Genomic DNA, 25,093 nt, shown 5'->3' on the forward strand with positions numbered 1-25,093 from the left:
ATGCACAAGTCCGTCACCGCCGCGGTAGCGGCCACCGTGATCGCCGCGGGACTGTTCACCGCAGCCCCGGCGTCGGCGCTCCCCGCGTCGACGAAGGTCGTCGGGGGCGAGCGGGCGCCGGCGACCTCGTCGGTCGTGCAGCTCGAGGCGTCGGGCGGCGACATCCCCGCCGGGTACGTCAGCACGTGCACGGGCGAACAGATCACGGCGTCGTGGGTCCTGACCGCCCGACACTGCATCGACGGCATCGGCGCGATGAACGTGTACCACTCGAACTCGACGGTGAACCGCGGGACCCCCGTGGCCGTGGACCGGGTGACCGCCGCGCCCGCCGGCGACATCGCGCTGGTGCACCTCCGGACCGCGTACGCGCTGTCCTCGTACACGCCGCTCGACCTCACCGCGACCGCGAAGTCGAGCGGGACCGGCACGATCCAGGGCTACGGCCTGCGTGCGGACGCCGTGCAGTCCGACGGGCTGTACCAGGCGACCGTGTCCCTGACCGGGGCGAGCACCGACGCCTTCCGCGGTCGCGCGCAGCACGTCACAGGCGTCACGGGAGCGTCCAACCACGGAGACTCCGGTGGACCGCTCATCGTCAACGGCAAGGTGGTCGGCGTGTGCTCGACGGGTGACAGCGCCGACCCGGGGGCGAACACGCGCGCCGGGTCGAACTACGCCCTGCTCGCGCAGGCGTCCTCGTGGATCCGGAGCACGGCCGGCGTCTGAACCGCACGGATTCCGACCCGCACGGACACACGGGCGTCACGGTCCCCACCGACCGTGGCGCCCGTCGTCGTGCGGGGAGCGTGCGGTCAGGACGGACCGGCGGTCAGCGGGATGCGTCGTCCGTCCCCGGTGTGGGTGCCGCGGTCGCCGCCTGCTCGTACAGGCCGGTCGCCAGGTCGTTGAGGACCGCGTGCAGGTCACCGCGGTGCCGGGTGTCGACGGCGCGGAGCATCGCGACGTAGCGACGGCGGTAGTCGCCGACGACCTCCTCGCCCGCAGGACGGAGGCGCAGCAGCGACCCACGACGGTCGTTCGGGTTCGGGGTCCGTTCGAGCAGACCGGCGGACGTCAGACGGTCGATCAGGTTCGTCACGGCGCCGGAGGTCAGGCCCAGGAACCCGGCGACCTCGGTCGGGGTGGAGTACCCGGTGTCACTGACGAGGACCAGCGCGCGCAGGCCGCTCTCGTGCACGCCGGCACGGGCGCTCAACTGCCCGACGAGGCTCGCGTTCGCGCGGACGACCGCGTCGAACGCGGCCATCAGGTCGGTCGCGCCGTCCTCGTCCTGTCCCGTCACCACCTGGTCCCGCCCCTCGCTCGTTGCGGAAGAGTACCGGGCCGACACGACCGTGCCGGACGCCGTCGCGCCTCCCGTCCTGCCCTGGCCCCCGCTCTGGGGGCGAACTCGGGCTTCCATCTGGCTCAACCGGTCATTATCTTAATCATCAAGCAATCACTCCTCCGAAAGATTGCACCCCCACACCGACTCACCGAACATCGAGGTACCCCGTGTCCAACCCGCTCCGCACCTCCCCGCTGAAGCGCCTCCGCTTCGCCCCCGTTGCGCTCCTCGCGGGCATCTTCGCCGCCGTGCTCCTGTCCCTCTCGCTCACCGGCACCCTCTCCGGGTTCGCCGCGAGCATCACGAACAGCAGCAACACCGCCGCCAGCGGCACGCTGATCATGCAGGAGCAGAACGCCAACGCGTCGGTCACCTGTCTCAGCACCGACGGCGGCTCGGTCTCCACCAACTCGGCGACCTGTTCGACCATCAACAAGTTCGGTGGCAGCACGACGATGACCCCGGGCAACACGGTCAACACCCCGATCACCATCAAGAACACGGGCACCGCCGCCGCGAACACCTTCACGCTGACCCCGGGCGCGACCTGCACGCAGACGGCGAACGGCACGTCGAACGGCACCGCGACCGACCTCTGCGCGAAGATGAACCTCGTCATCACCTCGGGCTCCACCACGGTCTTCTCCGGCACCCTCGCAAGCTTCAAGGGCGCCACCGCGATCTCGCTGCCCACCGCTCCCGCCGCCGGTGCGAGCGTCCCCTTCAACTTCGCCGTCACGCTCGACTCCTCGGCCGGCAACACCTACCAGGGCCTCGCCGCCTCGGTCCCGATGACCTGGACCTTCACGGCCTGATCCGCCCCGCCCAGACCGGCGACGCTCGACCGACCCCCCTACGGTCGAGCGTCGCCATCACCCGTGACCGACACCGACCAGGACGGAGCAGCACATGAGCCAGACCTCGGCCATCCCGCTCAGCGGGACACTGCCGCGGCCGCTCCTGCGCGGGCGGACGTTCAGCCGCTCCGAGTCCGTCCTGGCCTGGTCCGTCGCCGTCGTCGCCGCGGTCCTCCTGACCGCCGCGATGCTGTTCCTCACCAACGGCGGCCGCTGGTTCGTCGTCGAGACGCCGTCGATGGGTGAGACCGCCCCGGTCGGCACGCTCGTGCTCGACATGCCCGTGCAGGCCTCGTCGCTCCGCGTCGGCGACATCGTCTCGTACAGCGTCGCCGCGAACCCCGACGTCGTGTACACCCACCGGATCATCGAGATCGACCCCGACGGCGGCATCCGCGCCCGGGGCGACGTGAACGGCGCCGCCGACCCGTGGACCCTGACCCAGGACGACCTGGTCGGCGCCCCGGTCCTGCTCGTCCCGCACCTGGGCTGGCTCTTCAAGGCCGCCCCGGTCCTCCTGGTCGGGACGCTCCTCATCTGGGGCCTGACCAGCGCCTTCACCGACCGGGTCACCCGGAGCAGCCTGCGCATCGCCGGCGGCTCGCTCACGGTCTCGTACGCGGCCTTCCTGCTCAAGCCCTTCGTCAACGTCACGACGATCTCGAACAGCACGTCCCCCGGCTCGGTCGAGGCGACCGTCGTCTCCTCCGGGATCTTCCCCGTCCGCGTCGACGCGGTCGGCGGCAACGCCGTGCACCTCGTCGACGGCGAGGTGGGGCGGGTCACCATCACCGAGCTCAACCGGCACGGTCACTACCAGCTCGTGTCGAGCATCGACCTCGACCCGGCGGGCTGGGCACTGCTCGTCGCGGCCTGCCTGGTCCCGCTCGTCCTCTGCCTGGTGGTCGGACGCGTGCAGACGGTGCGGCCCTCGTGAACCCCGGTCGTCTCCGCGACGGCAAGGTCGTCGCGCTCCTGCTGGTCGTCGCACTCGCCGTCGTCCTCCTCGTCAACCAGTTCGCCCCGACCCGTTCGGGCTTCAGCGCGAAGGTGACGAACGGGTCGAACTCCGCCGGCACCGCGGCGTCGAACACCTGCACCGGTGCGGTCGGCTTCGACGCCACCGCCAGCAATGCCCTCTTCGCGTACAAGCTGACCGAGCCGTCCGGCTCGACGACCGCGGCCGACTTCTCCGGCAAGGGCGCGAACGGCACCTACCAGGGCGGGATGACCGCGAGCACCCCGAGCCCGATCGCCTGCCCCCGCGACCCCGGGACCGCGTGGCTCCTCGACGGAGCGTCCGACTTCCTCTCCACCCCCGCGGCGCAGCGGAACCCCGTGACCTTCAGCGAGGAGGTCTGGTTCCGCACCTCGGTGGCCGGCGGCCTGCTCATCGGCTTCGGTGGCAGCCAGGTCACCGTCTCCGGCCAGCACGACCGGCAGGTCTACCTCAACACGAACGGGCAGCTCGTCTTCGGCGCCTACAACGGGGCCACGCAGGTGGTGACCTCGCCGAAGTCCTACAACGACGGCGCGTGGCACCACGTCGTCTCGACGATGTCCGCCACGACCGGCATGCGGTTGTACGTCGACGGCGCGCTCGTCGCCTCGAACGCGAACTACACGGCGCCGGAGAACTACACCGGGTACTGGCGGATCGGGTACGACACGATCTCCGGCTGGCCCGGAGCGCCGGCGAACCCGTACTTCACGGGTTCCATGCGGTTCGCTGCGGTCTACAACTCCGTGCTCACCGCGGCACAGGTGAGCAGCCACTACGCCGCCGGGCGCTGACGCTGACGCTGACGCTGACGCCGGGGTCGGCCGTGGACCGGCGTTCGACCGGGCTCGTCAGCGGGCGCAGGAGGTGCGGCCGAGTCCGAACAGCCGGATCGTGGTGATCCGCACGGTGGACGGCGACGTGGCCGTCCACGTGTCGGTGAGGTCGGTGCGCACGCTGATGGTCGACGTCTTCCAGACGAAGAAGTCCGACGCGCCGAGCGTGACGTCCCGCTCGCCCGCAGCGGTGTTGATCCCGCTCGCGGCCCCGTCGACCAGGACGGTGAAGTGTTCGGGTGCGACCCCGGAGTAGGTCCATCCCACGTCGACCGCGGCGTTGCCGACGTTCGTGCAGGTGAGCCCGGTCACCGGGGTGGCGACCGCGGTGGTGATCGAACTGGCCTCGGTGGTCGTGGTCGCTGCGAAGGCAGCGGCCGCTGCGGGTGCGGGCAGTGCGACCCCGACGACGGCACACACCGTCGCCGCGACCACGACGGCCCGGGCGCGGGCGCGGGGGCGGCGCGGACGTGCGGCACGGTGACGGCCGTGGCGCGGGAGCCGGTCGGTCGGGGCGTCGGTGCGGGTGCGCACGGCGGGCACCACGGCGAAGCCGGCGAGCACGACGATCCCGGCGGCCAGTGCGACGAGGGGCACGGTCCGGTGCTCCGCGGCCCAGACGACCGGGAGCCCGACGAACGGGACACGCAGGTAGCCGACCCCGACGACCGAGGACCGCGCGACGGCGGTCGAGTCCGCCTCCGGGTTCGCGTCGCCCTTCGTGACGAGCTCGCCGTGGGCGTCCACGTCGTGGAGGCGGTGCAGGCGCAGCACGCCGGCGTGGTCGGGGTCCGGGAAGAGCAGCACCTGACCCGCGCGGAGGTCGTGGGCCGGGACCGGCTTGCTCACGACGACGTCACCGGGCAGCAGGGTGGGCTGCATGGAGCCCGTCATCACGGTGGTGGTGTGCCACCCGAGTGCGAGCGGAGCGATGCCCCAGAACGCGACGCCCACGAGTGCCGCGATGACGCCACGAGCGGCGAGCACGACCGTGAACCGGAGCCACGACGACGAGCGCATGCCGATCCTCCTGTCCGGTGGGCGTGCGGTGGTGGGCAGGGACTAGAGGTTCTGGGCTTCCCAGGTGAAGCCGAGGCTGGCGGTGGCGCCCATGAGGGTCGCGGGTGCGTCGGGGGAGACGGTGTACGTGATCTGGAAGGTCCGCGTCTCGGGCTTCGTGCCCGCGGTCTTCCACGTCCCGAGGCCGGACGCGTAGTCCTTCCGGGTCGACACGAAGGACGCGAGCGAGCCGTCGTAGAGAGTGCCGTCGGTCCCGGTCGCCGCCGTGAACCCGTCGCAGGTGCCGTAGCCGCCGCCGGTGCCCTGCTTGACCTGCAGGGTCACGGACGAGGCCAGGGCCTTGGTCTGGGTGACGTCCTTCGCGTACATGCGGACGGCGCTCGGCAGGCTGCCGCTCGAGGTCACCGCGATGCAGTTCGTGCCGGTGGACCCGGGCTTCAGGTTCGACGCGGAGAACAGCGCGCCGTTCGAGGCGTCGTTCGTCAACGCGACCGTGCCCATCGACCAGTTGTCGGCACCGTCGGACGAGGTCGCCGAGAAGGCCGAGTAGCTCGCCGTGGAGACGGCGACGCCGGCGGCGAGCAGCGCGGCGGGGATCACGGCGAAGGTGCCGAAGCGAGCGAGGGTGCGGGTAGGGCGACGCATTTCCGGGTTCCATCCTGATCGTGTCACCTCGATTTTCGAGGCATCTACGACTGTACGCCTCGATTTTCGAGTTTGTCAATCTCCGTGATGAACGGATGTCGACTAGGGTCGCCTTGTGACCGCACCTCCTCGGCGCCCCTCGACCGCCGACTTCGACCGTCTCCTCGACGAGGCCGTGGCGACCCTCTACGGCGCACAGGTCGAGCACGCGCACCTCATGCAGCACCTCGCCGTCCGGCACGGCCTGAACCCGGTCGACCTCCGCGCGCTGCAGTTCCTCGGTGCGGTCGACGACGACCGCACGCCGAAGGAGCTCGGCGGGTACCTCGAGATGGGGACCGGGGCCGTGACCGCGCTCCTCGACCGGCTCACCCGGCAGGGACTCCTCGACCGCGTCCGGAACCCCGATGACCGGCGCAGCGTCCGCATCGAGCTCACGCTCGACGCGGTCGCGGTCCTCGGGTCCGTGCGGGCCGCGTACCGCCAGGTGCTCGAGAGTGCCGTTGCCCCCGAGTCCTTCGAGCTGTTCATCGACTTCACCGGACGGATGGCCGACGCTCTGCGAGCAGCCGCCCGTTCGGACGACACCGACCTCTGAGGAAACGACGTCCGAGGACACGACGTCTGAGGATCCCGACGTCTCGATCCCGGTGCCCGACCCCGCGGTCGTCCGTCCGCGGCAGACTGGGGGCATGGCACGGAAGACCGGCGTCGCGGCGCCCCGCATCACCCTGACCGAACCGGCGGACCTCGAGCCGTGGTCGCCCGGAGCCGGGGACGTGCTGACCGGTGACCGGATCGACGGCAAGCGCATCGACCTGCTCGACGTGGCGGGGGAGCGGCTGCCCGACCTGGAGCTCGAGGAGTGCGTCGTCGGGACCCTCCGGGCCGACGGCGCCGACCTGCGCGGGCTCCGCATCCGGGACACCGTGGTCGAGGTGCTGGACGCCCCCGTGCTCCGCGCTCAGAGCGGCGCGTGGCGCGAGGTCCGGATCGCCGGCGGGCGGATCGGGTCGGCCGAGCTGTACGACAGTTCTTTCAGCGCGGTGGAGTTCATCGGCATGAAGCTCGGGTTCGTGAACCTCCGCGCGTCGGTCCTCACCGACGTGGTGTTCCGCGACTGCGTCATCGACGAGGTCGACATCGCGGACGCCCGGCTGCAGCGCGTGGCCTTCCCGGGCAGCACGATCCGGGAGGTCGCCGGGGCGGACACCCGCATCGAGGACGTGGACCTCCGCGGCGCCGACCTCGACCGGGTGGAGCGGCTCGACGGGCTGCGGGGTGCGACGATCGGCGGCGAGCAGCTGTACACGCTCGCGCCGCTGCTCGCCGCACAGGCCGGGTACCGGGTCGAGTGACGGCCACCGAGGCGTCCGCCCCGGCACTGCTGCTGCCCACCGACCTGCTCGGGTGGTGGGACCTGCACCGGACGGTGCACGACCGCCTCGCCGGGGTGACGGGCACGGTGACCGGCTCCACCGAATTGACGGCCGAGGACGACGGGTCCGTGCGCTGGCACGAGGCGGGGACGATGGTCTTCGGCGCCACCGAGACGCCGGTGTGGCGCACCCTGTCCGTCCGACGCGGCACCGGTGACCGGTGGTACGTGCACTTCGCCGACGGCCGGCCGTTCCACGACTGGGCGTGGGGTGACCGCGTCGAGCACGCCTGTGCGCCGGACGACTACACGGGCCTCCTCACCGGGACGCCCGAGCGGTGGCGGGTCCGGTGGGAGGCCCGTGGTCCGGCCAAGGACCTGGTGCTCGACAGCGTGCTGACGCCGACGCGGTGACGCCGGTGCACCGCCGCAGCCGCAGCCACGCGGCCGGACCGATCAGCGCCGCAGTGCCGCCGCCACGTCTGCCTGCAGCAGGTCCCCGTGCACCGCGGCCCCGGTCTGCGTGCCCGCTGCCGCCGAGCCGATGACCGTCAGCATCGCGTTCGCCACGTTGCCGGCCGCGTAGACGCCTGGGACGTCGGTCTTCCCGAGCGCGTCGACGGCCAGGACCCGGCCGAACCGGGTCCCGTTGGCCTCCTGGTCCACGGGCGCCAGTCCGAGCCCCGCGGCCCAGTCGACCCGGGCCTCGACACGACTCGCGGCCGCCAGGGCGTCGAGTCCGACGACGGACCCGTCCGGCAGCTCCACGCCGCTGAGCCGGTCGCCGTCGGACAGCACTCGCGCGACGGGGGAGTGGACGACCGTGATCCCCCGTGCGGCGAAACCGGCGAGGACGGTGTCGTCGACGGTGCCGGGATCGGCCACGAAGGCCGTCACGTCCTCGCTGAGGGCCCGGAACATCTGCACCTGGTGCGCTCCGGCCGGTGTCGTCACCAGGACGCCGATCCGTCGGTCGCGGACCTCCCACCCGTGGCAGAACGGGCAGTGCACGACCCCGCGGCCCCACTGCTCGGCCAGTCCGGGGACGTCCGGCAGCAGGTCGACGCCACCGCCGGCGATGACCACGCGGCGTGCTGCGACGACCTCGCCGCTGTCCAGGGTGAGCCGGAACCCGACCGGGTCGTCCTCGGTGACGGGCGCGGCGGACGCGGCCACGATCCTCCCGTCCGTGACGGTGACGCCGTAGCGGGCCACCTCCTCTCGGCCGACGCGGACGAGGTCGAGGGGTGCGGTGCCCTCCTGGCCCAGGTAGTTGTGGACGCCCTCGGCGGGGGCGTTGCGCGGCTCGCCCGCGTCGACGACGAGCACGGAGCGGCGCGAGCGCCCCAGGATGAGCGCTGCGGACAGGCCGGCGGCACCGCCGCCGACGACGATGACGTCATGGAGTTCGGACATGGGGGGGATCCTCTGCCGAGCGGATCGTCGGTGGCAAGCTCCGTTGCCGGCATGGCAACATGGGGGCATGGCACACGCACGGGAGGCCCGCCCCACGGAGCCGACGACGGCCGACGTCGTGGACGCGGTCGGCCCACGGCTCCGGGCGCTCCGTACGCGACGGGGCACCACCCTCGCCGCGCTCGCGGAGCGCACCGGCATCTCGGTGAGCACCCTGTCCCGGCTGGAGTCCGGCCAGCGGAAGCCGACGCTCGAACTGCTGCTGCCGCTCGCCCGCGCGTACCAGGTGCCGCTCGACGACCTCGTCGGGGCACCGGCGACCGGGGACCCCCGGGTGCACCTCAAGCCCGAGCGGCACGGTCGCCGTGTCGTGATCCCCCTGACGAAGCGGACCGGGGGCGTGCGCTCGTTCAAGCAGCTCATCGAGCCGCACGACCACGGCTCGGACACGACGCTGAAGACCCACGAGGGCTACGAGTGGCTCTACGTGCTGTCCGGTCGGCTCCGACTGGCGCTCGGCGACGAGGTGTTCGACCTCGGCCCGGGCGAGGTCGTCGAGTTCGACACCCACACCCCGCACTGGGTCGGCAACGTGACCGACCAGGTCACCGAGGTGCTCTGCCTGTACGGGCCGCAGGGGGAGCGGGCGCACGTCCGGTCCAGCCCGCGGGCTGGCTGAGGGCACGGAAGCCGGACACGACGGCGGCGGCGAGCCGCAACGTCATCGCGTTGCGCCCCGCCGCCGACGTGCGCTCCGCGGTCAGCCGACGGCGGCCCGGTAGCGCTCGAGCACCTCGGGGTGCGGGTCCGCGGGGATCGCCGTGGTCGGGATCGACCAGCCGGGCAGTGACCCGGTGACGACCCACGCGGCCTGACGGGCAGCGCCGGCGGCGACGTACTCGCCCGGTTCCGGCACGAGGACCTCGCGGCCGAACACCTGCGCGGCGACGACCCGGACGGCCTCGTTCTGTGCGGCACCGCCGATGAGCAGGAGTCGCTCGACCGTCACACCCGTGCGCTCGACCGCGGCGAGGCCGTCGGCGAGGGCGCAGAGCATGCCCTCGACCGCCGCCCGGGCCAGGTGTGCCCGGTCCGTCGTCGCCGGCGTCATGCCGAGCAGCGACGCGGTGGCGTCCGGTCGGTTCGGCGTGCGCTCACCGACGAAGTACGGCACGAGGACGAGCCCGTCGGCACCGGCCGGCGCCTGCAGTGCCAACCGCCCGAGCTCGGCGTGGTCGACGCCGAGCAGGCCGCCGACCACCTCGAGCACGCGGGCCGCGTTGAGCGTCGTGACGATCGGCAGGCGGGCACCCGTGGCGTCCGCGAACCCGGCGACCGTGCCCGTCGGGTCCTCGATCGCGGTGTCGGTCACGCCGAACACCGTGCCGCTCGTCCCGAGGGACACCGCGACGTCGCCCGCCGCCAGGCCGAGGCCCAGCGCGGCGCCGGCGTTGTCCCCCGCGCCCGCCGTGACGACGAGCCCGCGGGAGGCCTGCGCACCGCCCGGCAGGTCGACGTCCTGCTCGAGCGTGCCCATCGCCTCGGACGGCGCGACCACGCGCGGCACGATCACCGCGTCGCCGTCGTCACCGGTCTCGGCCCCGCGCAGCGGACGGCCCAGGGTGAGCTCGAACAGTTCCGGGTCGTACTCGCGGCGGGCCGGGTCCCAGTAAGCCGTGCCGCTGGCGTCCGAACCGTCGGTCGCCAGGGCGTCCAGGTCGGGACCGAGCGGGCTCTCGTCCGCCGGGCCGTAGCCCCGGAGGCGCCAGGACAGCCAGTCGTGCGGGAGCGCGACGGCCGCGACGCGGGCCGCGTGCTCCGGCTCGGCGTCGCGGAGCCAGCGCAGCTTCGTGGCGGTGAACGAGGCCACCGGGACGAGACCCGTGCGGGCGACCCACGCCTCCCGGCCGAGTTCCTCGACCATCGCGGCGGCGGCGGCCGCGCTGCGGACGTCGTTCCAGAGCAGGGCCGGGCGGATCACGCGGCCGTCGGCGTCGAGCACGACCATGCCGTGCTGCTGCCCGCCGATGCCGATCGCGGCGACGTCGTCGAGGCCACCGGCGTCCGCGACGGCGGTGCCGAAGGCGTCCCACCAGGCGGTGGGGTCGACCTCGGTGCCGTCCGGGTGGGACGCGCGGCCGGAGCGGACGACCTCGCCGGTGGCGGCCCGCCGGACGACGACCTTGCAGGACTGCGTGGACGAGTCGACCCCGGCGACGAGGACGTCACCGGGGTCGGTCGCGCTGGAGGCGAGATCAGCCACGAGCGCCCATGAGGTGCTCGACGGCGAGCTGCTGCAGCTTGACGAAGCCGAAGCCCTTGCCGCCGAAGTACGCGTCGGCGTCGAAGTCCTCGTAGGCGGAGGTGTCGGCGAGGAAGTCGTCGTACGACTCTCCCGCGTTCAGCGTCGGCTGCGCGAGCTCGGTGACCTTCGACGCCTCGAGGGCTGCCTGCACCTCGGGGTCGGCGCGGAACGCCTGGGCACGCTCCTTGAGGAGCAGGTACATGCGCATGTTGGCCGCGGCCGAGTCCCAGACGCCGGTGAAGTCTTCGGTGCGGGACGGCTTGTAGTCGAAGTGACGCGGGCCGTCGTACGCGCGGCCGCCCTGCGGTGCACCGTGCTCGAGGAGGTCGACGAGCGAGAACGCGTTCTGCAGGTCGCCGTGACCGAAGACGAGGTCCTGGTCGTACTTGATGCCGCGCTGCCCGTTCAGGTCGATGTGGAAGAGCTTGCCCGAGTACAGCGCCTGCGCGATGCCGGCGGTGAAGTTCAGGCCCGCCATCTGCTCGTGGCCGACCTCGGGGTTCACGCCGAACAGCTCGGGGCGCTCGAGGGTGTCGATGAACGCGATCGCGTGGCCGAGCGTCGGGAGCAGGATGTCGCCGCGGGGCTCGTTCGGCTTCGGCTCGATGGCGAACTTGATGCCGTAGCCCTTGTCGGTGACGTACTGGGCGAGGAGGTTGACGGCCTCGCGGTAGCGCTCGAGCGCGGCCTGGACGTCCTTGGCGGCGTCGTACTCGGCGCCCTCGCGGCCACCCCACATGACGAACGTCTCGGCACCGAGCTCGGCGGCGAGGTCGACGTTGCGGAGCACCTTGCGGAGCGCGAACCGGCGGACGTCGCGGTCGTTCGAGGTGAAGCCGCCGTCCTTGAAGACCGGCGCGGAGAAGAGGTTCGTGGTCACCATCGGGACGACGAGGCCGGTCGACTCGAGCGCGCCCTTGAGGCGGTCGATCTGGGTCTGACGCTCGGCGTCGGTCGAGCCGAACGCGAAGAGGTCGTCGTCGTGGAAGGTGAGGCCGTAGGCGCCGAGCTCGTCGAGCTTCTCGACCGCCTCGACCACGTCGAGCTGGGGGCGCGTCGGGCCGCCGAAGGGGTCCGAGCCGTTGTAGCCGACGGTCCAGAGACCGAAGGAGAACTTGTCGTCGCGGGTGGGCTGCACTGCCATGGGGTCTGCCGATCGTCGTCGAGCGGATTTGTTGTCAGCGAGAACATATGCGCTGTACCGACTCGAGCGCAACCCCTCGACGGTCCGCAGGCGCGCCGACGCCCCGCCCTGCGCCTCCCGGCCGGGCGTCAGAGGTCGTAGACGCCGTCGAGTCCACCGCCGGCGACCGGCCCGCGCAGGGCCCAGCCACGGCGCAGCTCCGTCGTCGCCGTCCGGAACGCCGCCAGGACGTCGAGGCCCTGCCGGAGCATGCCCTGCAGCTGCAGTCCCTCGTACAGGGCGAGCAGCTGCACGGCGGCGCTCCCGGTGTCGACCGACGCCGCTTCCCGTCCGGTGGCGACGTCGCTGTCCAACAGCTGCCGGACCGTGCGGTGGAAGGCCTCGTACTGGTTCCGGTAGAACGGCGCCGCCGGGTTCAGCGGGTCCGCGCCCGCGGTCAAGCTGCTGACCAGCAGGCGCATCATGCGGGGGTCGGCGAGGTTCGCCGCGATCAGGCGTTCCAGGAACGCGACGGCTCCGTCCCCCGTGGCGTGCTCCAGCAGCGGCCGCAGGCGGACCTCGTGCCACCGCATCACGGCGACGGCGAGCAGGCTCTCCCACGTCGGGAACTCGCGCTGCACCAGTTCCGGGGCGATCCGGGCCTGGGCCGCGACGGCGTCACCGGTCAGGTGCAGGCTGTCGCCGGTGCGGATGAGTTCGATGGCGGCCTCGGCGATGCGGATGCGGAGGCGTGCCTGCTCGAGGCGCTCGTCCTCCGCGGTCCCCGTGCCGGTGGCGCTGTCGGCGGAGCGGGCATCGGTGGTCATCGCAGCCTCGGTTCGTCGTTCGGCCCCCAGGGATGGACGGGGCTGTGCACCATCAGTCTGGCGAAGGTCCCCGCGGTGGTGCCTGCCCCAGTAGGCGGGGCAGCGACTGCGCGTGCTGCGATACTCCCTGCATGGGCGTCGACGCTGCGGGCGGGTCCGGCTCGCGGCCGACCCTCGGGACGATCGCCCGCCGGGCCTCGGTCTCGCTCGCCACCGTGTCGAAGGTCCTGAACGGCCGCCCCGGTGTCTCCGGTCCGACCCGGGAGCGCGTCGAACACCTGCTCGCCGCCTCCGGCTACGCCCAGCGGGACCGTCCGCCCGAGCCCGGGTCCCTCGTCGAGCTCGTCGTCGAGGACCTGGCCAGCGAGTGGTCGATCGAGATCGTCCGCGGTGTCGCGCAGGTCGCCCGGGAGCACGGCTACGCGCTGTCCCTCTCCGCGCTCGGCCCCGACCACGCCGTCGGCGAGGATTGGATCACCGGCGTGCTGCACCGCCGCCCGGTGGCGGTCGTCCTGCAGTTCTCCGCCCTCACCGCGGGCCGACGCGACCAGCTCCGCGCGCGGGGCATCCCGTTCACGGTCGTCGACCCCGTCGGCGACCCGCCCGCCGACGTCCCCGTGGTCGGCGCGACGAACACCGCCGGGGGAGCGGCCGCGACGCAGCACCTGCTCGACCTCGGGCACCGCAGGATCGCCGCGATCGCCGGGCCCCTCGACATGCGCTGCGCCGCGGACCGGTTGGCCGGTCACCGCGCGGCGCTCGCCGCGGCCGGACGGGAGGCCCGGACCACCTCCGCCGGGACGGCTGCGGTCGACGACGGGGCGGCCGGGCACGTCGTCGTCGCCGACTTCAGCCGCGCGGACGGCGAGCGCGCAGCCCGTGTGCTCCTCGCGACGGCGCCCCGACCGACCGCGATCGTGACGGGCAACGACCTGCAGGCCCTCGGCGTGCTCGACGCCGCTCGGGCGTCCGGCCTGCGGGTGCCCGAGGACCTGTCGGTCGTCGGGTTCGACGACGTGGCACCGGCACGGTGGGCACGTCCGGCGTTGACGACGATCCGGCAGCCACTGCAGGAGATGGCCCAGCGGGCGACACGGATGGCGCTCCGCCAGCACGCGGGGGGCGCGACCGAGCCGGTGGGGGACCTCGACGACGGGCCGGTCCGGGTCGAACTCGCGACGGCGCTCGTGGTGCGCGACTCCACGGCCGCACCCGGTCCCGGGACCCGGGACGCGCCTCCCGTCCGACGCTGACGGCCGGCGCGGGCCGCGCAGGTGGGGTGACCGGTCGACGCGGCACCGCGGGAGCCGCGTCCGGTGCTCACAGGTCCGGCAGCCGGCGGCCCTGAGCGGTGTCGTTCCAGGTCGTCCGACCGCGTGCGTCCGTCCACGCGTGCAGTCCGCCGTGGCCCTGCGGGAGCCCACAGCGCCACCGGTCGAACACGCTCGGGCAGCGGTCCTCGGTCGGGATCGGGTCGGCCATCGATGTCCTCCAGTCGTCCGGGTCCGTCGCCCGGCTCTCTCCTCATGACGTGTTCGGAGGGCGTTCCGTCACGGATGGCGTCCGACCCGGTCCGGAGGTCCGTCGAGAGCGACCGCCCTGCTCGGTAGGGTCGGGCGCATGAGCATGGACCACGTCGACGTCGACTGGGAGCACGCCCGCGACACGAACCGCGCGAACTGGGACGACCGGGTGCCGATCCACGAGGGCGCCTACGCGCGCGACGCCTTCGCCGACCCGGCCCACCGGTCGGTCGTCGTCCGCGAGGACCTGCCGGCGCTCACGCCCTGGCTCCCCGGCCGGTCCCTCGACGGCCTGGACGTCTGCCACCTGCAGTGCCACATCGGCACCGACACCGTCTCGCTCGCGCGGGAGGGAGCGCGCGTGACCGGCGTCGACTTCTCGCACCCGGCGCTCGTGTCGGCGGCGGTGCTGGCCGAGCGGTCCGGGGTCGACGTCACGTGGGTCGAGTCCGACGTCCTCGACGCCCGCGCCGCGGTGACCGGTGACTTCGACGTCGTCTACACGAGCATCGGCACGATCTGCTGGCTGGCCGACCTGGACCGGTGGGCCGCCCAGGTGGCTGCACTCCTGCGACCCGGCGGGGTGTTCTTCATCCGCGACGGCCACCCGGCGCTGTACGCCCTGGACGAGGACGCCGACGAGCTCGTCACCCGCCACCGGTACTTCCCGGACGGGACCGCCCAGCAGTGGGAGGACGCGACCACCTACGCCGGCGACGGGACCGTGTCGCAGCCCCGCACGTACGAGTGGCCGCACCCGCTGTCCGAGATCGTGAACGCCCTGCTCGGCGCAGGACTCCGGCTCCGTCGACTCGACGAGGGCCGGACCCTGCCGTGGCGTTTCAGCTCCCGCATGGAGGAGACCGGCGACGGATCGTGGACGTGGCCGGAGCAGGACCGCGACCGCATCCCGACCACCTACACGATCGTCGCCACCCGCGACTGACCCGGCGACGGGGAGCGGTGCAGGCCGCGGTGCCTCACCCGCGGAGCGCCGTGACCGGCGTGCCCCGCACGGCCCGGGCGGCCGGCCCGAGTGCGGCGGCCAGGCCCGTGCCGGTCGCGCCGGCGAGCACGACGACGAGGAGCCACGCGGGCACCGTCGGCCCGACGAGCACCGCACCGTTCGTCGCCCCGAGCAGCGTGTAGGCGCCGGCCCACCCGTACGCCGTGCCCAGGGCGACCCCGAGCACGACGGCGATGGCGATCGTCATGGCGGTCTCGACGAGGACGAGCGACCGGATCTGTCGCGCCGTCGCACCGACCACCCGGAGGAGCCCGAGTTCCCGGCTGCGCTGCGCGATCGTCAGTGCCGTCACGGCGACCACCCCGGCGGCCGCGATGATCCCCGCGGCACCGACGAGTCCCGCGAACATGACCGCGAGCTGGTCGAACTGGGTCTGGATGTCGCGGTAGTAGACCGGATCACCGGCTGCCTGGCGCTGCAGCATGGTGGCGTAGGTGGCGAACCCGACCGAGAAGGTCGACATGAGCGTCACCGCGATGACGAGGCCGACCGTCGCTCGGGCCGTGCGTCTCGGGGCTCGGAGCGAGTTCCGGGCGGCCATCGACGCGATGACGCTGTGCGCGGTCGCCGACACGGCGAGGCGGAGGACGGCCGGCAGGAGCACCGGGGACGCGATGACGACCCCGGTGAACGACAGGGCCCCGCTCGTCACCGCGAGCAGGAGCGCACCGACGGTCGTGGCACCGAGCACGAACGCCACACCGATGCCCGCGGCACCGGCCAGGAAGAACACGACCGCCACGACACTCCGGGTCCTGGTGGGTGCCTCGCCGGGCAGGGGTTCGACGGCGGCGTCGAGCGCCCGCAGCGGTGGGATCGTGAGGACGTCGCGGGAGCCGATGCGGAACGCGATCGTCGTGATGGCCGCGACGAGCGCGGCGATCGGTCCAGACGCCGGCGGCAGGAACCACCCGAGCGGCGGGAGCACCGACGTGGCCGCCGCGAGGGCGAGCACGCCGTTGGCGACGACCGTGCCCGCGACGACCCCGACGAGGGCGCCGAGGACGCCGCAGGTGAGGCCGACGCCCGTGACCTGCCGCCGGAGCTTGACGCCGGTGGCGCCGAGGACACGCTGCAGGGCCAGGGAGCGGGTCTGACCGGCGATCACCGTCGCGCAGGTGTTCGACGCGACGACGGCGCTGACGTACAGCGCGATCGCGATGAACACCCATGCCACGACCGGCAGGATCGCCGCGACCGTCGCGCTCTCGCCGGTGCGCCGTCCGAGTTCGACGATCCGTTGCGCCGCCTCGGAACCGGTCACCACGAGGGCTCCGAGTCCGGCGGACAGGGCGGCGACCGCCACCGTCGAGCGGCTCTCGACGCGGACGCGCATCCAGCTGGGGGGCCGACGACGAGCCGGTCGGCCGCGATGACGGGACATGGTCAGGACGCGCCGTCGCCCGTGTTCGGCGTCCAGGCGACCCAGCGGTGCCCCTTCGCCGCCAGGGACCAGTCCCCGCACCGGACGACGGTGTCCGCGGCGTACACGTCCGGGGCCTCGGGGACGGTCATGACCGGAGCCGACTTCCTCGGCACGGTGTCGCAGCCGTCCGCGGCCACACCGGCCGGACTGGTGAACACGATCGTCTTCGGCGCCTCCGACGCGTCCTCCGCGCCCGTCCCGGTGACCGAGGTGATGTCCGTCGCGTCCGACGGCATCCACTCCGGGGCGTTCGTCAGGTCCGCGCGGGTCTCCGCATGACCGGTGACCTCGTCGTGGAGCGTGTCGCTCAGAGCGGAACACCCGGTCAGGGAGACCACGCAGAGGGCGAGCGCGGCGATCGTGAGGGGCTTGGTGGGGGTTCGGGACACGGTGTGCCTTCGTCGTTGCACCGATCCAACCGGTCGGGGAGGGCCGCCGGGATCGGCGCAGCGGAGGACCGGCGTGCTCCTCCGGGATGACATCCGCGCGACCACGTGCCGCGTGACCCGCCCACGAAAGTTTTCCGATCCTCCCGTCCGGCTTGTCCCGCGCACCCGCCGGTCCCTAGCGTCGACGGCGGACGCACGATGCGAGGGAGCATGCGATGACGGACGACCGGTTGCGGGTCGCGATGATCGGCCACGGCTTCATGGGGGCCGCGCACTCGCAGGCGTGGCGGGTCGCGCCGCGGTTCTTCCCGCTCGACCGCGAGCCCGAGATGACGGTCGTCGTCGGGCGCGACCCGGAACGCACCGAGGCCGCCCGTGCCCGCTTCGGCTGGCAGCGCGCGGAGACGGACTGGCGGCGCGTGGTCGAGGACCCGGACATCGACGTCGTCGACGTCTGCTCGCCCGGGTCGTCGCACGTCGAGGTCGCGATCGCGGCCCTCGAGGCCGGCAAGCACGTCCTGTGCGAGAAGCCCCTCGCCAACACCGTCGCCGAGGCGGAGGCCATGGTCGCCGCCGCGGAGTCCGCCGCGGGACGCGGGGTGCGCTCGATGGTCGGCTTCAGCTACCGCCGGGTCCCCGCGCTCGCGTTCGCCCGCCGGCTCGTGCGGGCCGGCCGGATCGGCGAGGTCCGTCAGGCGCGGGCGCTGTACCTGCAGGACTGGCTCACCGACGCGGACGGGCCGATGACGTGGCGGTTGGACGCCGCGCTCGCCGGGTCCGGCTCGCTCGGGGACATCGGCGCGCACGCCGTGGACCTGGTCGAACACATCACCGGTGCGACCCTCGGCGCGGTGAGTGGGACGCTCGAGACCTTCGTGCACGAGCGACCGCTGCTCGCGGACGGCGTCGGACTGTCCGGCACCGCCTCCGAGGAGCGCGGACAGGTCACCGTCGACGACGCCGCCTGGTTCCTCGGCCGACTGACGGGAGGCGCGGCGCGGCCGGGCGGGACCGTCGCCTCGTTCGAGGCCACCCGGTACGCGACGGGGCGGAAGAACGGCCTGACGATCGAGATCAGCGGGTCCACGGGCGCGATCGTGTTCGACCTCGAGGCGATGAACGAGCTCCGCGTGTACGACGCGACCGCCCCCGCCGGGGAGCAGGGCTTCCGGCGGGTGCTCGTCACCGAGCCCGAGCACCCGTACATGGCGAACTGGTGGCCGACCGGACACACGATCGGGTACGAGCACACCTTCGTGCACGAGGTCGTCGACTTCGTGACCGCGATCACCACCGGGCAGCAGCCCGAGCCGTCCTTCGCCGTCGGGCTGCACGTGCAGGACGTCCTCGATGCCGTGCAGCGGAGCGCCGCCGACGGCAGTGCGTGGACCCCCGTCACGGCCCGATGACCCGCCCCCACCCGATGACCGACCCTTCCCCCGATCCGCAAGGAGCACCTCCCGTGCAACGCCAGGCACTCGTCGTCCGCGGCGGCTGGGACGGGCACATGCCCGTCGAGACCACCGAGCTCTTCATCCCGTTCCTCCGCGACAACGGCTTCGACGTCCGCGTCGAGGAGGGCACCGCGGTGTACGCCGACCAGGCGGTCATGGACGCCACCGACCTGGTCGTGCAGGTGAACACGATGTCGACGATCGCCGACGAGGAGTTCGCCGGTCTGCAGCGGGCGGTCCTCGCCGGCACCGGGATGGCGGGGTGGCACGGCGGCATCGCGGACTCGTACCGGGCCAACGCCGACTACCTCCACATGATCGGCGGCCAGTTCGCCCACCACGCGGGCAAGCACCCGTCCGAGCGGGTGGGTGAGCAGTCGGACAACTACATCCCGTACACGGTGCACATGACCGACCTCGGTCGCGAGCACCCGATCACGCAGGGCATCGACGACTTCTACCTGGTCAGCGAGCAGTACTGGGTGCTCAGCGACGAGTACGACGACGTCCTCGCGACCACCACCCAGGAGGCGCGGAGCTGGGACGCCTGGAACCGTCCGGTGACCTCGCCGGCCATCTGGACACGGCAGTGGGGGAAGGGGCGGGTCTTCGTCTCGGCACCCGGGCACCGCATCGAGATCGTCGAGTCGCAGCCGGTCCGCACGATCATCGAGCGCGGTCTGCTGTGGGCCGCCCGATGAGCGCCGCCCCCCTGCGCGTCGGCATGGTCGGCGTCGGCACCATCAGCAAGCAGTACCTCGAGCAGTTCCCGTCGCTGCCCGACCTCCGGCTCACCGCGGTCGCCGACCTCGACAGCGAACGAGCGGCTGCTGTCGCTGCCCAGCAGGGCGTGCAGGCGCTCGGGGTCGACGAGCTGCTCGCGTCCGATGACGTCGACGTCGTCCTCAACCTGACGATCCCCGCCGCGCACGCCGATGTAGCGCTCCGGGCGCTCGCCGCGGGCAAGCACGTCTACGGGGAGAAGCCCCTGGCGCTGAGCACCGCCGAGGCCGCTCCCGTCCTGGCCGCTGCCGAGGTCGCGGGTCTCCGGGTCGGCAGCGCGCCGGACACCGTCCTCGGCACCGGCGTCCAGACCGCCCGTGCGGCGCTCGACGAGGGGCACATCGGCACACCGGTCGGGGCGGCGGTGTCGTGGAGCGCACCCGGCCACGAGCTCTGGCACCCCGCACCCGGCTTCTACTACCAGCCGGGCGGCGGCCCGCTGCTCGACATGGGCCCGTACTACCTGACGAGCCTCGTCACGTTCTTCGGCTCCGTGGTGCGCGTCAGCGGCAGCACGACCCGGTCGACCCGGCAGCGCACGGTCGCCACCGGCCCGGACGCCGGCCGGGTCCTGCCGGTCGACGTCGACACCCACGTCGTCGCGGTCCTGGAGCACGAGGGCGGGGTCGTCTCCACGATGACGGTGTCGTTCGAGGTCTGGGCGACCGAGGCGCCGCTGTTCGAGGTGCACGGCACCGCCGGTTCGCTGTCGGTCGCCGACCCGAACCGGTTCTCGGACCCGACCAGGATCGCCACGGCCGAGGACCGGACGTTCCGGGAGCTGCCGGAACTCGCGGGCCACCGGGACGCCGGTCGCGGTGTGGGCCTGGCGGACATGGCGCGGGCGATCGCGTCGGGGGAGGAGCACCGGGCCTCCGGTGCGCTGGCGTTCCACGTGCTCGACGTCATGGAGTCCATCGCGACCGCGGGGCGGACGCACGCCGTCGTCGACGTCGCGAGCCGTGCCTCCCGGCCGGCACCGGTCCCACTCAGGTAGCGCGGCGGACGGACGGCGATCAGGTCGGGTTCGCCGCCTGAGGTTCCGCCGCGATGTCCTCCTGCACCGCGAACTGGGTCCGGTGCAGCTCCTCGTACCGCCCACGCGCCGCCAGCAGTTCCTCGTGCGTCCCGCGCTCCACGACGGAGCCGTCCTCGACGACGAGGATCATGTCGGCGCTGCGGATGGTGGAGAGGCGGTGGGCGATGACCATCGCCGTCCGGCCGTCGAGCGCCTCGCTGAGCGCAGCCTGCACCGCGGCCTCGGACGTGGAGTCCAGCGCGGCCGTCGCCTCGTCGAGGATCACGACGCGCGGTCGGGCGAGCAGGAGCCTGGCGATGGTCATCCGCTGGCGCTCACCCCCGGACAGCCGGTACCCACGCTCGCCCACCATCGTGTCCAGCTGGTCCGGCAGGGACCGGATGAGCGGCTCGAGCCGCGCTCGGCGGACGGCGTCCCACACCTCGTCGTCGGACGCCTCCGGCCGCGCCAGGCGCAGGTTGGCGCCGATGGTCTCGTGGAAGAGGTGGCCGTCCTGGGTCACCATGCCCAGGGTGTGCCGCATCGAGGCGAACGTGACGTCGCGGACGTCGGTCCCGCCCAGCCGGACGGCGCCGCTGTCGACATCGTACAGGCGCGCGAGGAGCTGCGCGATCGTGGACTTGCCGGCACCGGAGGTCCCGACGAGGGCGACGGTCTGTCCGGGCTCGATCCGGAAGGACACGCCGTGCAGCACCTCCTCGCCGCCACGGGTGTCCAGCGTGGAGACCTCCTCGAGGGAGGCGAGGGACACCTTGTCGGCGGACGGGTAGGCGAAGTGGACGTCGTCGAACTCCACGGCCACGGGACCGTCGGGGACGGCGACCGCGTCGGGCTGCTCGCGGATGAGCGGTTCGAGGTCGAGGACCTCGAAGACCCGCTCGAAGCTCACCACCGCGCTCATGATCTCGACCCGAGCGTTCGCGAGGCTGGTCAGCGGCACGTACAGACGGGTGAGGAGGAGCGCCAGGGTGACCACCGCGCCGGTGTCGAGCTGGCCGGCGAGCGCCAGGAAGCCGCCGAGCCCGTACACGAGGGCGAGGGCGAGGGCGGACACGAGCGTCAGCGCGGTGACGAAGACGAACTGCAGCATCGCGGTCCGGACCCCGATGTCGCGGACACGGGCGGCGCGCACGCGGAACTCCTCGGACTCCTCGTCGGGGCGGCCGAACAGCTTGACGAGCGTGGCCCCGGGTGCCGAGAACCGCTCGGTCATCTGCGTGCTCATCGCGGAGTTGTGGTCGGCGGCCTCCCGGCGCAACGCGGCCAGGCGGCTGCCCATGCGGCGCGCGGGGATCAGGAAGACCGGGAGCATGACCACCGCGAGCACCGTCACGAGCCAGGACGTGCTGAGCATGACGGACAGGGTGAGGACCAGTGCCACGAGGTTCGTGACCACGCCGGAGAGCGTGCCGCTGAAGGCCTGCTGCGCGCCGATCACGTCGTTGTTCAGGCGACTCACGAGGGCGCCGGTGCGGGTGCGCGTGAAGAACGCGATCGGCATCTTCTGCACGTGGTCGAAGACGGCAGTCCTCAGGTCCAGGATCACGCCTTCGCCGATCCGCGCCGAGTACCAGCGCGTCACGAGTGACACGACGGCGTCGCCCACCGCCACGAGCGCGATGACGACGGCGAGCCAGACGATCGTGGCGACCGCGCCCCGGGCGACGATGACGTCGACCACCCGGCCGGCGAGCACCGGCGTCGCCACGGCGAGCACGGCTCCCACGACGGAGAGGGCGATGAAGACGACGAGCTTGGCCCGGTAGGGCACGGCGAACGTCAGGATCCGCCGCACCGACTCACGCGAGAAGCCGTGTTCGCCGTTCTTGGCGGTCGAGATCTTGTACAGCGAGCTCCAGGCCGCGCTCTCCATGCTCATCGCAGTTCCTTCCGTGGCGGCAGGCCGACGAACGGGTCGGGGTCACCCGAGCTCGGGGCCTCCCCAGCGGCGGCGAGCACGCAGTCAGGATACGGCGCGGGCGGCAGGAGCACGCAGCCCATGAGTTCGCGGCCCCGTGGCGCGCTCCATTCGTCCGCGAGGCCGACGGATGCTTGCGCGAAGCGCTTCGACGCTGTTAGCGTCGCCGTCGCGAGCTCGTCGAAGCGCTTCACCAGCCCTTTGACGGCGGCCCGCGCCCGACGACGACCGGCACGAGGAGGTGCGCAGATGGTGACGATCCACGAGGTGGCGAAGGCCGCGGGCGTGTCGATCTCGACCGTCTCCTACGCCCTCTCCGGCAAGCGCGCGATCTCCGCCACGACCCGGGCACGCATCGACCAGGCCGTCGCCGAGCTCGACTACCGTCCGAACGCCGGCGCCCGGATGCTCGCCGGGGCCCGCACGAACATCCTCGCCCTGTCCGCCCCGATCCGGGAGGACGCGCACCTGCCGACGCACATGCGCTTCGTCACAGCGGTCGTCGAGGCTGCTCGGGCGCACGACGACGACGTGCTCCTGCTCGCCCGCGACGACGAGGTCACCGGCATCCGCCGCGTGGTGGACAGCTCGTTGGTGGACGGCGTGGTCGTGCTCGGGGTGTCCACGGACGACGAGCGCGCCGAGGTCGTCCGCCGATCCGGTGCCGCGGCCTCGTTCGTGGGTGTCCCGGGCGACACCACCGGGCTGACGTGCATCGACCTGGACTTCGCCGAGGCCGGACGGGCATCCGTCCGCCAGCTGGCCGCCGCCGGGCACCGCAGCATCGGGGTCATCGGGCACCCGGCCACGTACGTCGAACGGCACACCGGCTTCATCCGCCGCTTCGCCGACGCCTTCGAGGACGAGTGCCGCGCCGCCAGCGTCGCCACGCTGGCGCTCTACCCGTCCCTCGACCGCGCCGACCAGCGCCGTGCGGCGGACGAGCTGCTCGCCGGTCTGCCGGACATGACGGCGCTCGTGTTCCACTGCAACGAGCCCGTCGTCGAGGCCGTCCTCGCCCACCTCGTGTCCCGGGGCGTCCGCGTCCCGGAGGACGTGTCCGTCCTCGCCGCGTGCGCGAGCTACGACACCGACGTGCTCGAGGTCCCCCTGTCCACCATCCCCCTCCCGCTCGAGGAGATGTGTCGCGGTGCCGTGGAGGGCGCCGTCCGTCAGGTCGACGGTGCCCGTGAACCGGGCGTCACGCTCCTCCGACCGCGGTTCATCGACCGCGGGTCCATCCGACCGGTGCACTGACCGGCATCGCTCAAAGGCGCTTTCGACGGTCCGTCGTCGAAGCGCTTCGACAACCGAACCAGCCTCATCCCCCTACAAGGAAGTAGCGACATGAAGAAGTCACGCCTGCTCGGCGCACTCGCCGGGCTCGCCGCGACCGCCGTCGTCCTCACCGGCTGTTCCGCCGGCGGGAGCGCCGACGACCGCAGCAACGAGGACGGCAAGACCCTGAAGCTCTGGCACTTCGAGTCCGAGGACTCCGCCATGGGCAAGGCCTGGAAGGAGTCGATCAAGGTCTTCGAGAAGGAGACCGGCGCCAAGGTCGAGTTCCAGGAGAAGAGCTTCGAGCAGATCCGGAAGACGGCCAGCCAGTCGCTCAACTCCGACCAGGCCCCGGACCTGATCGAGTACAACAAGGGCAACGCCACGGCTGGCCTGCTCGCCAGCCAGGGCCTGCTCAGCCCGCTCGACGACGCCGTGGAGAAGTACGGCTGGGACGACAAGCTCGCGAAGTCGTTGCAGACCACGGCCCGGTACGACGAGAAGGGCGTGATGGGCTCGGGCTCCTGGTACGGCGTGCCCGACTACGGCGAGTACGTCGAGTTCTACTACAACAAGGAGCTCTTCGAGGAGTACGGCGTCGAGGTCCCGAAGACCGAGGCCGACCTCGAGAAGGCCATGGCGACCTTCGAGTCGAAGGGCGTCACGCCGCTCGCCGAGTCCGCGGCGGAGTACCCGCTCGGCCAGCTCTGGTACCAGCTCGCGCTGACCAAGGCCGACCGGGACTGGGTCGACGACTACCAGCTGTACAAGAACCCCGTCGACTTCTCGGACGAGCAGATCAGCTACGCCACGAAGACGATCAAGGACTGGACCGACAAGGGCTACATCTCCGCCGACGCCACCGGCATGAAGGCGGAGGACGCGGGCACCGCCTTCATCAGCGGCAAGTACCCGATGTTCTTCTCCGGCTCGTGGTGGTACGGCCGCTTCGGCACCGAGATGAAGCAGGACTGGGGCACGTTCCTCTACCCCGGCGCAGAGATGTCGCCCGGCTCGTCGGGCAACCTCTGGGTCGTCCCGACCAAGGCGAAGAACAAGACGCTCGCCGAGGAGTTCATCGACATCACGCTCCGTCCGGAGATGCAGGCGATCATCGGCAACAACGGTGGCGTCCCGGTCGCGGCGACCGAGTCCGACATCACGGACGAGAAGAGCAAGGAACTCATCGCCAACTTCAACACGCTCACCGAGCGTGACGGTCTGGCGTTCTACCCCGACTGGCCCACCTCGACCTTCTACGACCAGTTGAACGCCGGTCTGCAGAGCGTCCTGAACGGCAGCAGCTCGCCCAAGCAGGTCAACGAGGAACTCGGGCAGCAGTACGCCGACGGCGTGAAGGCCGTCACCGGCTGACCCGCGGGTCTTCGGACCACCACGGTCGCTGACGTGACCACCTGCCTGGAGGCGCGGTGCCGGCCCGACCCGCACCGCGCCTCCCGGCCCCCTCATCCCGCACGACCCCCACCTCCCCGGAAGG

27 protein-coding genes are annotated in these 25,093 nt (G+C 72.4%); 15 read left to right on the forward strand and 12 right to left on the reverse strand.

The features are described from left to right. Positions 1-729, forward strand: coding sequence for a trypsin-like serine protease (locus DEJ16_RS07260; protein WP_110825580.1), 729 nt, complete (start codon positions 1-3; stop codon positions 727-729). 103 nt (positions 730-832) lie between these two features. Here DEJ16_RS07260 and DEJ16_RS07265 read toward each other — a convergent pair whose 3' ends face one another. Continuing rightward, the gene (locus DEJ16_RS07265) at positions 833-1,306 is read right to left on the reverse strand and encodes a MarR family transcriptional regulator (protein ID WP_309146407.1); all 474 of its coding nucleotides are present in this window, start codon (positions 1,304-1,306) and stop codon (positions 833-835) included. Between the two features lie 212 nt (positions 1,307-1,518). On the opposite strand from DEJ16_RS07265, the gene DEJ16_RS07270 reads away from it, so the two are divergent. The 3 genes from DEJ16_RS07270 (at position 1,519) to DEJ16_RS07280 (ending at position 4,002) form a co-directional block, all read left to right on the forward strand. Beyond that, positions 1,519-2,166 (forward strand): hypothetical protein, encoded by a 648-nt coding sequence (locus tag DEJ16_RS07270; protein WP_110825579.1) that lies wholly within the window; start codon positions 1,519-1,521, stop codon positions 2,164-2,166. Positions 2,167-2,260: 94 nt separating this feature from the next. Continuing rightward, positions 2,261-3,145, forward strand: coding sequence for a S26 family signal peptidase (locus DEJ16_RS07275; protein ID WP_110825578.1), 885 nt, complete (start codon positions 2,261-2,263; stop codon positions 3,143-3,145). After that, positions 3,142-4,002, forward strand: coding sequence for a LamG domain-containing protein (locus tag DEJ16_RS07280; protein WP_110825577.1), 861 nt, complete (start codon positions 3,142-3,144; stop codon positions 4,000-4,002). Before DEJ16_RS07275 ends, DEJ16_RS07280 begins: the two co-directional genes overlap by 4 nt. Positions 4,003-4,059: 57 nt before the next feature. Here the strand turns inward: DEJ16_RS07280 and DEJ16_RS07285 are convergent, their stop codons facing one another. Both DEJ16_RS07285 and DEJ16_RS07290 read right to left on the reverse strand, forming a co-directional pair. Next, complete coding sequence (locus DEJ16_RS07285; protein WP_110825576.1) at positions 4,060-5,064, reverse strand: signal peptidase I; 1,005 nt, start codon at positions 5,062-5,064, stop codon at positions 4,060-4,062. A gap of 42 nt (positions 5,065-5,106) precedes the next feature. After that, the gene (locus DEJ16_RS07290) at positions 5,107-5,709 is read right to left on the reverse strand and encodes a hypothetical protein (protein ID WP_110825575.1); all 603 of its coding nucleotides are present in this window, start codon (positions 5,707-5,709) and stop codon (positions 5,107-5,109) included. Positions 5,710-5,824: 115 nt separating this feature from the next. On the opposite strand from DEJ16_RS07290, the gene DEJ16_RS07295 reads away from it, so the two are divergent. From DEJ16_RS07295 to DEJ16_RS07305, 3 genes are all read left to right on the forward strand, one after another. After that, a complete protein-coding gene (locus DEJ16_RS07295; RefSeq protein ID WP_258365856.1) occupies positions 5,825-6,307 on the forward strand; it encodes a MarR family winged helix-turn-helix transcriptional regulator in 483 nt (160 codons plus the stop codon). A gap of 94 nt (positions 6,308-6,401) precedes the next feature. Further along, on the forward strand, positions 6,402-7,067 hold the full coding sequence (locus tag DEJ16_RS07300; RefSeq protein WP_181419508.1) for a pentapeptide repeat-containing protein: 666 nt from the start codon (positions 6,402-6,404) through the stop codon (positions 7,065-7,067). After that, on the forward strand, positions 7,064-7,501 hold the full coding sequence (locus tag DEJ16_RS07305) for a DUF6314 family protein (protein WP_110825573.1): 438 nt from the start codon (positions 7,064-7,066) through the stop codon (positions 7,499-7,501). Before DEJ16_RS07300 ends, DEJ16_RS07305 begins: the two co-directional genes overlap by 4 nt. Positions 7,502-7,543: 42 nt before the next feature. Here DEJ16_RS07305 and DEJ16_RS07310 read toward each other — a convergent pair whose 3' ends face one another. Beyond that, positions 7,544-8,503 (reverse strand): NAD(P)/FAD-dependent oxidoreductase, encoded by a 960-nt coding sequence (locus DEJ16_RS07310; RefSeq protein ID WP_110825572.1) that lies wholly within the window; start codon positions 8,501-8,503, stop codon positions 7,544-7,546. A 67-nt stretch (positions 8,504-8,570) separates the two neighbouring features. Between DEJ16_RS07310 and DEJ16_RS07315 the strand changes: the two genes are divergently transcribed. Then, positions 8,571-9,182 (forward strand): helix-turn-helix domain-containing protein, encoded by a 612-nt coding sequence (locus DEJ16_RS07315; protein ID WP_110825571.1) that lies wholly within the window; start codon positions 8,571-8,573, stop codon positions 9,180-9,182. A gap of 81 nt (positions 9,183-9,263) precedes the next feature. On the opposite strand, the gene xylB is transcribed toward DEJ16_RS07315, so the two are convergent. The 3 genes from xylB to DEJ16_RS07330 form a co-directional block, all read right to left on the reverse strand. Then, complete coding sequence (xylB, locus tag DEJ16_RS07320) at positions 9,264-10,766, reverse strand: xylulokinase (RefSeq protein ID WP_110825570.1); 1,503 nt, start codon at positions 10,764-10,766, stop codon at positions 9,264-9,266. Then, positions 10,759-11,952, reverse strand: a complete 1,194-nt coding sequence (xylA, locus tag DEJ16_RS07325; protein ID WP_110825569.1) for a xylose isomerase — start codon at positions 11,950-11,952, stop codon at positions 10,759-10,761. Before xylA ends, xylB begins: the two co-directional genes overlap by 8 nt. Before the next feature lie 128 nt (positions 11,953-12,080). Beyond that, positions 12,081-12,758 carry a TetR/AcrR family transcriptional regulator gene (locus DEJ16_RS07330; protein WP_110825568.1) on the reverse strand — a complete coding sequence of 226 codons (678 nt, stop codon included), beginning with the start codon at positions 12,756-12,758 and terminating at the stop codon, positions 12,081-12,083. 131 nt (positions 12,759-12,889) lie between these two features. On the opposite strand from DEJ16_RS07330, the gene DEJ16_RS07335 reads away from it, so the two are divergent. Next, positions 12,890-14,011 (forward strand): LacI family DNA-binding transcriptional regulator, encoded by a 1,122-nt coding sequence (locus tag DEJ16_RS07335; protein ID WP_110825567.1) that lies wholly within the window; start codon positions 12,890-12,892, stop codon positions 14,009-14,011. A gap of 67 nt (positions 14,012-14,078) precedes the next feature. Here DEJ16_RS07335 and DEJ16_RS15740 read toward each other — a convergent pair whose 3' ends face one another. Beyond that, positions 14,079-14,240 carry a hypothetical protein gene (locus tag DEJ16_RS15740; RefSeq protein WP_181419509.1) on the reverse strand — a complete coding sequence of 54 codons (162 nt, stop codon included), beginning with the start codon at positions 14,238-14,240 and terminating at the stop codon, positions 14,079-14,081. Positions 14,241-14,378: 138 nt separating this feature from the next. On the opposite strand from DEJ16_RS15740, the gene DEJ16_RS07340 reads away from it, so the two are divergent. Then, positions 14,379-15,227, forward strand: a complete 849-nt coding sequence (locus DEJ16_RS07340) for a bifunctional 2-polyprenyl-6-hydroxyphenol methylase/3-demethylubiquinol 3-O-methyltransferase UbiG (protein ID WP_110825566.1) — start codon at positions 14,379-14,381, stop codon at positions 15,225-15,227. Positions 15,228-15,261: 34 nt separating this feature from the next. Here the strand turns inward: DEJ16_RS07340 and DEJ16_RS07345 are convergent, their stop codons facing one another. After that, positions 15,262-16,614, reverse strand: a complete 1,353-nt coding sequence (locus tag DEJ16_RS07345; RefSeq protein ID WP_181419510.1) for an ABC transporter permease — start codon at positions 16,612-16,614, stop codon at positions 15,262-15,264. Positions 16,615-16,694: 80 nt separating this feature from the next. Continuing rightward, positions 16,695-17,123: a hypothetical protein gene (locus DEJ16_RS07350; protein ID WP_110825564.1), complete on the reverse strand. Its 429-nt coding sequence runs from the start codon at positions 17,121-17,123 to the stop codon at positions 16,695-16,697. A 215-nt stretch (positions 17,124-17,338) separates the two neighbouring features. Here DEJ16_RS07350 and DEJ16_RS07355 point away from each other — a divergent pair, with 215 nt between their 5' ends. The 3 genes from DEJ16_RS07355 (at position 17,339) to DEJ16_RS07365 (ending at position 20,357) form a co-directional block, all read left to right on the forward strand. Then, entirely contained in the window at positions 17,339-18,532 is a 1,194-nt protein-coding gene (locus tag DEJ16_RS07355; protein ID WP_110825563.1) for a Gfo/Idh/MocA family protein, read from the forward strand. 98 nt (positions 18,533-18,630) lie between these two features. Continuing rightward, the gene (locus DEJ16_RS07360) at positions 18,631-19,278 is read left to right on the forward strand and encodes a ThuA domain-containing protein (RefSeq protein ID WP_258365866.1); all 648 of its coding nucleotides are present in this window, start codon (positions 18,631-18,633) and stop codon (positions 19,276-19,278) included. Then, positions 19,275-20,357, forward strand: a complete 1,083-nt coding sequence (locus tag DEJ16_RS07365) for a Gfo/Idh/MocA family protein (RefSeq protein WP_110825792.1) — start codon at positions 19,275-19,277, stop codon at positions 20,355-20,357. The genes DEJ16_RS07360 and DEJ16_RS07365 overlap by 4 nt, the downstream gene beginning before the upstream one ends. A 19-nt stretch (positions 20,358-20,376) precedes the next feature. Here the strand turns inward: DEJ16_RS07365 and DEJ16_RS07370 are convergent, their stop codons facing one another. Together DEJ16_RS07370 and DEJ16_RS15530 are read right to left on the reverse strand one after the other, a co-directional pair. Beyond that, on the reverse strand, positions 20,377-22,278 hold the full coding sequence (locus DEJ16_RS07370) for an ABC transporter ATP-binding protein (RefSeq protein ID WP_110825562.1): 1,902 nt from the start codon (positions 22,276-22,278) through the stop codon (positions 20,377-20,379). Further along, positions 22,275-22,511, reverse strand: coding sequence for a hypothetical protein (locus DEJ16_RS15530; RefSeq protein WP_146232842.1), 237 nt, complete (start codon positions 22,509-22,511; stop codon positions 22,275-22,277). Before DEJ16_RS15530 ends, DEJ16_RS07370 begins: the two co-directional genes overlap by 4 nt. Before the next feature lie 55 nt (positions 22,512-22,566). On the opposite strand from DEJ16_RS15530, the gene DEJ16_RS07375 reads away from it, so the two are divergent. Next, on the forward strand, positions 22,567-23,574 hold the full coding sequence (locus DEJ16_RS07375) for a LacI family DNA-binding transcriptional regulator (RefSeq protein WP_110825561.1): 1,008 nt from the start codon (positions 22,567-22,569) through the stop codon (positions 23,572-23,574). 90 nt (positions 23,575-23,664) lie between these two features. Next, a complete protein-coding gene (locus tag DEJ16_RS07380) occupies positions 23,665-24,969 on the forward strand; it encodes an extracellular solute-binding protein (protein WP_110825560.1) in 1,305 nt (434 codons plus the stop codon). Positions 24,970-25,093 lie beyond the last annotated feature (124 nt).

Origin of the sequence: Curtobacterium sp. MCJR17_055 (assembly GCF_003224335.1) — a bacterium.
GTDB lineage: Bacteria > Actinomycetota > Actinomycetes > Actinomycetales > Microbacteriaceae > Curtobacterium.